Source organism: Actinotalea sp. C106 (assembly GCF_023630195.1).
GTDB lineage: Bacteria > Actinomycetota > Actinomycetes > Actinomycetales > Cellulomonadaceae > Actinotalea.
The window spans coordinates 1-6384 of the sequence record NZ_JALPKN010000189.1 but is presented as its reverse complement, the minus strand read 5'-3'; the positions used below and the strand labels follow the sequence as shown (position 1 = coordinate 6384).

The 6384-nt window shown below is 71.4% G+C and carries 5 protein-coding genes; 4 read left to right on the top strand and 1 reads right to left on the bottom strand.

Annotated elements, in window-relative coordinates; genetic code table 11:
- Positions 1–224: 224 nt before the first annotated feature.
- The 4 genes from L0B03_RS12485 (at position 225) to L0B03_RS12470 (ending at position 4317) form a co-directional block, all read left to right on the top strand.
- Positions 225–803 carry an ATP-dependent Clp protease proteolytic subunit gene (locus tag L0B03_RS12485; protein WP_250446202.1) on the top strand — a complete coding sequence of 193 codons (579 nt, stop codon included), beginning with the start codon at positions 225–227 and terminating at the stop codon, positions 801–803.
- Between the two features lie 57 nt (positions 804–860).
- Entirely contained in the window at positions 861–1571 is a 711-nt protein-coding gene (locus L0B03_RS12480) for an ATP-dependent Clp protease proteolytic subunit (protein WP_308200048.1), read from the top strand.
- A 152-nt stretch (positions 1572–1723) separates the two neighbouring features.
- Positions 1724–2995 carry an ATP-dependent Clp protease ATP-binding subunit ClpX gene (clpX, locus tag L0B03_RS12475; protein ID WP_250446200.1) on the top strand — a complete coding sequence of 424 codons (1272 nt, stop codon included), beginning with the start codon at positions 1724–1726 and terminating at the stop codon, positions 2993–2995.
- A gap of 122 nt (positions 2996–3117) precedes the next feature.
- Positions 3118–4317: a Vms1/Ankzf1 family peptidyl-tRNA hydrolase gene (locus L0B03_RS12470; RefSeq protein ID WP_250446199.1), complete on the top strand. Its 1200-nt coding sequence runs from the start codon at positions 3118–3120 to the stop codon at positions 4315–4317.
- A gap of 105 nt (positions 4318–4422) precedes the next feature.
- Here L0B03_RS12470 and L0B03_RS12465 read toward each other — a convergent pair whose 3' ends face one another.
- Positions 4423–6225, bottom strand: a complete 1803-nt coding sequence (locus tag L0B03_RS12465; RefSeq protein ID WP_374204945.1) for a long-chain fatty acid--CoA ligase — start codon at positions 6223–6225, stop codon at positions 4423–4425.
- Between the last annotated feature and the right edge of the window lie 159 nt (positions 6226–6384).

Below are 6384 nucleotides of genomic sequence, written 5' to 3'. Positions count from 1 at the left end.
GGCGGCGCATCACGAGGGCGGCCTGCGACCGGTGCGCCGCGCGTGCGCCGTCAGCGAAACGGCCCCGCCGGGGCCGGAACCGCCGCGCGCAGCGCGTTAGGGTCGCTGGACACGTTGAGGACCCGGGCCGCAGTCGCCCGGGGCAGGCTGGACGAGGGAGAGCCGTGAACGAGATGACAGGCCACGCACAGCCCCCGCGCGCCGCGCGGGGAGACACTTCGGGCATGGGCCTGAACGACACGATCTACAACCGCCTGCTGCGCGAGCGCATCATCTGGCTCGGCTCGGAGGTCCGTGACGAGAACGCCAACGCGATCTGCGGGCAGCTCATGCTGCTCGCCGCGGAGGACCCCGAGAAGGACATCTTCCTCTACATCAACTCTCCGGGCGGCTCGATCACGGCCGGGATGGCGATCTACGACACGATGCAGTTCATCCAGCCCGACGTCGCCACGGTCGGCATGGGGCTCGCGGCCTCGATGGGCCAGTTCCTGCTGTCCTCGGGCACGAAGGGCAAGCGCTACGCGACGCCCCACACGCGGGTCCTGATGCACCAGCCGTCCGGTGGCATCGGTGGGACCGCGACCGACGTGCGGATCAACGCCGAGCTGATCCTGCACATGAAGCGCGTGCTCGCGGGACTCATCGCCGAGCAGACCGGGAAGACGCCCGAGCAGGTCAACATCGACTCCGACCGTGACCGCTGGTTCACGGCGGCGGAGGCGCTCGAGTACGGATTCATCGACCACGTGGTGACCCACGCTGGCTCCGTCAGCGGAGGCGGTGGCACGACCGCGTCCTGACCCGGGGCCGGAGAGCCCCCGGCCCGCCGTCGTCTCCCACACCACCAAGGAGTACCCGTGAGCACCGAGCACCAGTACATCTCCCGCGCCGCAGCGCTGGCGGGCGGCTCCGGCGCCGCCCCCGGCATCCCGGCCCTGCCCCACGGCGTGCCGTCCTCGCGGTACGTGCTTCCGCAGTTCGAGGAGCGCACCGCCTACGGTTTCAAGCGCCAGGACCCCTACACCAAGCTCTTCGAGGACCGCATCATCTTCCTCGGCGTGCAGGTCGACGACGCCTCGGCCGACGACGTCATGGCCCAGCTCCTCGTCCTCGAGAGCCAGGACCCGGACCGGGACATCATCCTGTACATCAACTCGCCCGGTGGCTCCTTCACGGCCATGACGGCGATCTACGACACGATGCAGTACATCAAGCCCGAGATCCAGACCGTGTGCCTCGGGCAGGCGGCCTCGGCCGCCGCCGTGCTGCTCGCGGCCGGTGCGCCGGGCAAGCGGCTCGCGCTGCCGAACGCCCGGGTGCTGATCCACCAGCCCGCCCTCGAGGGCGGCGGCTACGCGCAGGCCTCGGACATCGAGATCCACGCGAACGAGCTGATCCGCATGCGCGAGTGGTTGGAGGACACGATCGCGCTCCACGCGGGCCGGGAGGCGTCCCAGGTCCGTCTGGACATCGAGCGCGACAAGATCCTCAGCGCGGCCCAGGCCCTCGACTACGGTCTGGTGGACCAGGTCCTCGAGAGCCGCAAGACGGCCCAGCCGAAGGCCTGAGCCCCTCCGGTCCGGGCCCCGCAGCACGACGCGTGGCCCGGACCGGGTGAAGGACACGCCCGGTGCGGCCGGTCGTGCTGACAGCAGGGCCACCGTGGTGTGCAATGGTGGAGGTGAGGGCCGCCGTCGGTGGCCCCAGGGAGGAGAGTGCAGTGGCACGCATCGGAGACGGCGCGGACCTGCTCAAGTGCTCCTTCTGCGGCAAGAGCCAGAAGCAGGTCAAGAAGCTCATCGCGGGCCCAGGGGTCTACATCTGCGACGAGTGCATCGACCTGTGCAACGAGATCATCGAAGAGGAGCTGGCCGAGGCCACCGAGGTGGGCATGGTCGAGCTCCCCAAGCCTCGCGAGATCTTCGACTTCCTCGAGCAGTACATCATCGGCCAGTCGCCCGCCAAGCGCTCGCTCGCCGTCGCGGTCTACAACCACTACAAGCGCGTCCAGGCCGGTGAGGCCGCCAAGGGCGACGCCGACCAGGTCGAGCTCGCCAAGTCCAACATCCTGCTCATCGGGCCCACGGGTTGCGGCAAGACGTACCTCGCCCAGACCCTTGCGAAGATGCTCAACGTCCCGTTCGCGATCGCTGACGCCACGGCCCTCACCGAGGCCGGCTACGTGGGCGAGGACGTCGAGAACATCCTCCTCAAGCTGATCCAGGCCGCTGACTACGACGTCAAGAAGGCCGAGACCGGGATCATCTACATCGACGAGGTCGACAAGATCGCCCGCAAGAGCGAGAACCCGTCGATCACCCGTGACGTCTCGGGCGAGGGGGTGCAGCAGGCCCTCCTCAAGATCCTCGAGGGCACGACGGCGTCGGTCCCACCCCAGGGTGGCCGCAAGCACCCGCACCAGGAGTTCATCCAGATCGACACGACGAACGTCCTGTTCATCGTCGCCGGGGCCTTCGCAGGTCTGGACGAGATCATCACCTCCCGCGCGGGTCGTCGCGGCATCGGCTTCGGAGCACCGCTGCACTCCGCGGACGACACCGATGTCTACGGCGAGGTCATGCCCGAGGACCTGCTGAAGTTCGGGCTCATTCCCGAGTTCATCGGCCGGGTCCCCGTCATCACCACGGTGTCCCCGCTGGACCGCTCCGCGCTGGTGCGGATCCTCAGCGAGCCGCGCAACGCCCTGGTCAAGCAGTACCAGCGGATGTTCGAGATCGACGGTGTCGAGCTCGAGTTCACCCCGGACGCCCTTGACTCGATCGCCGACCAGGCGCTGCTCCGAGGGACCGGTGCCCGCGGCTTGCGGGCGATCCTCGAAGAGGTGCTGCAGCAGGTCATGTTCGACGTCCCGAGCCGCGACGACGTCGCACGCGTGGTCGTCGACCGGGACGTCGTGCTCGAGAACGTCAACCCCACGATCGTGCCCCGCGAGAAGGACGCCAAGCGCACCCCGCGGGAGAAGTCGGCCTGAGCAGGCCACCTGCGGTCGTCGGCGCTGCGGGGTGGCGTTCTGCGCCCCGGTGAACCAGGGTGGAGAGGGCACGACAGGTCGGCATCGCCGCCGTCCTCCTCGACCCGATCGTGAGGTGCTCGATGAAGCTCGACTCGCTCAAGCCGCTGCTGGACCACGACGGTCCCCTGACCACCGTGAGCCTGGATGTGACCCGCGCCGACGAGGCAGGGGACCGGGACGTCAAGAACCGTTGGCAGGGCCTCCGCCGGACCCTTGAGCAGCACGGCGCCCCCGAGGCGACCCTCGCGGTCGTCGCCGAGGCGGTGCTGCGACCCACCCATGTGCCAGGTCGCCACGGCCGGTTCGTGGTCGCGGCGGGGGAGGAGATCCTCTTCGACCGGATCCTCGCGGACGCCCCGTCCCGGGACGAGGCCTTCCACGACGGTGTGCCCGCCCTCATGCCGGCCGCGCAGGCCGCCGACGAGGCCGTGCGCTACCTGCTCGTCGAGGTCGACCGGCAGGGCGCCGACCTGTCCTGGTCGGGAACTGACAGCCACCGGCCCGACGAGCAGCTCGAGCACGTCGAGGGGGACCACGACGTCCTGCACAAGGTGCGGGCGGGGGGCTGGTCCCACCGCCGCATGCAGTCGCGGGTCGAGGACTCCTGGGAGCGCAACGCTGAGGCCGTCGCGACCGAGCTGGACCGTGCGGTCGTCGAGCACCGGCCTGAGCTGGTGCTGATCACCGGGGACGTCCGCGCCGTGGCGCTGATCCGGGACGCGGTCGGGCGACCGACGGCCGAGATCATGACCGAGGTGCCGGGCGGGTCCCGCGCCGACGGCGTCAAGGAGGACGCGTTCGCCGAGAACCTGCACCGGGTGGTCGAGGCCTACCGGGCGCGGCGTCGAGAGGGCGTCGCGGACCGCCTGCGCGAGGGCCTCGGGCGCGGCGCCGGTGCCGTCACCTCACTCGGGGACGTCCTGGACGTCCTGCGGCGCGGTCAGGTCGCCGAGCTCGTGATCGTGGAGGACGCGGCGGGCACCCCGGCCCAGGTCGGCGAGAGCGAGCTGTGGGTCGGCCCCGGTCCCCTCGAGATCGCCGCCCGGCGCTCCGAGCTCGACGCGCTCGGGGTGTCTGAGCAGGATGCTCGCCAGATGCGCGCGGACGTCGCGATCCTGCGGGCCGCCCTCGCCCAGGATGCCGGGGTCACCTTCGCCCTCGAGGGAAGCATCGACGTGGTGGACGGCCTGGCTGCCCTGCTGCGGTGGTCCGACGCGGCGACCCCGCACGAGACGGCACCGAGCTACACCGAGGACTCCCACCGCCAGGGGCACCACTGATCGCGCTCCGCTCCTGATGCGACGGGCCGGCCGGTCCCTGCCGGCCGGCCCGTCGCCATCCCGATCGCCGATCCGCGGCTGCGGCCCGGGCCTCGCCAGGACGGCCTAGCGTGCGTAGAGCGCGTCGATCTCGGTGGCGAAGTCGCGAAGGACCGCCGCGCGGCGGACCTTCAGGGACGGCGTGAGGTACCCGTTGGCCTCGGTGAAGTCGGCGGGTAGCACCGCGATCTTGCGGATCGACTCCGCCCGGGAGACCGCCTCGTTGGTGCGCTCGACGGCGCGGTCGAGGGCCGCGAGGACGGCGTTGCTCCGCGCGGCCGTCGCGAGGTCCATCGGGGGGAGGCCGTGGCCGGTGAGCCACCCCGGCAGCATCTCGGCGTCGAGGGTGACCAGGGCGCCGATGAACGGTCGACCGTCCCCGACGACGACGACCTGGCTCACCAGCGGGTGGCCCCGCAGCCGGTCCTCGAGCATCGCGGGGGCGACGTTCTTGCCGCCCGCGGTGACGATGATCTCCTTGCTGCGCCCGGTGATGGTCAGGTAGCCGTCCGCGTCGAGGCTCCCGAGGTCCCCGGTGCGGAACCACCCCTCATGCAGGGCCTCGGCGGTCGCCTCGGGGTTGTTGTGGTAGCCGCGGAAGACGTGAGCCCCGCTGACCTCGATCTCGCCACCCTCGCCGATGCGGATCGAGGCGCCGGGGAAGGGCGGCCCGACCGTGCCGATGAGCGTCGCGCCCGGACGGTTGACCGCGGTCGGGGCTGTCGTCTCGGTCAGGCCGTAGCCCTCGAGGACCTGCAGGCCGAGGCCACGGAAGAAGTGCCCGAGCCGCTCACCGAGAGGAGCCCCGCCGGAGACCGCGAACTCGGCGGCCCCACCGAGGGCCGCCCGGAGCCGGCGCAGCACGAGCCGGTCGGCGAGGGCGTGCTGGGCGCGGAGCCCGACGCCCGCTCCACGAGGCTCGTCCTGAGCCCGGGAGAAGGCGATCGAGGTCTGGGCGGCCCACCGGAACAGCCGCAGCCGCGCCGGGCTCGCCGCGGCCTTCTGCTCGGCCGAGTTGTAGACCTTCTCGAAGACCCGCGGAACGCTGAGGATGAAGGTCGGTCGGAAGGTCCCGAGGTCCCCGATGAGGTTCTTGGTGTCCGCCGTGTGGCCGAGCACGGCCCCCGACGGGATGCACAGCACCTGGATGAACCGGGCGAAGACGTGGGCCAGCGGCATGAAGAGCAGGGTGCGCGCCCCGGGGGTCGCGACGACCTCGCCCAGCCCGGCGACCCCCTCGAGGGTCAGGCTGACGAAGTTGCCGTGGGTGAGCTCGACCCCCTTGGGCCGGCCCGTGGTCCCCGACGTGTAGATGATCGTCGCGAGGTCGTCCATCCCGGCGAGTGCGCTGCGACGCTCGATCTCCTCGTCGTCGACCTGGCGTCCCTCGGCCACGAGGCTCGCCACGGCGTTCTCGTCGATCACGAGGACGTCCTGCAGGGTCGTCAGACCCGTCCGGGCGGTCTCGGTGACGGCGGCGTGCGCGGCCGTCTCGACCACGGCCAGGCGCACCCCGGCGTCGGACAGGATCCAGGCGACCTGCTCGGCCGAGGAGGTCTCGTAGACGGGCACGGGCACGGCTCCAGCGGCCCAGACCGCGAAGTCGAGCAGGGTCCACTCGTACCGGGTCCGGCTCATGATCGAGACCCGGTCGCCCGGTTCGACGCCCCGGGCGACCAGCCCCTTGGCCACCGCCGTGACCTCGTCGACGAAGGACCGGGTGCTCATCGGCGTCCACACCGACCCCAGGGCCGAGCTGCGCTCGACCAGGGTGCTGTCCGGGGACCGTTCGAGCCGCGCGGCCAGGAGGCCGGGCACGGACATGGCCGGGTCGGTCGTGATCAGGCTGGGGGAGTGCATCTCGTCCACGGCTCAGGCCTTGGGTTCGGGGGCGGCGAGCTCGTGGTCCCGCATCTCGGGGGCGTCGGTCAGCCCCTCGTCGCCCACGAGCTCCAGGCCCGGCGCGCGGCCCGCCGAGCGCAGGTCGGCGAGGGTGGCCTCGGCCAGGGGGAGCCGGGCCTGCGGGAC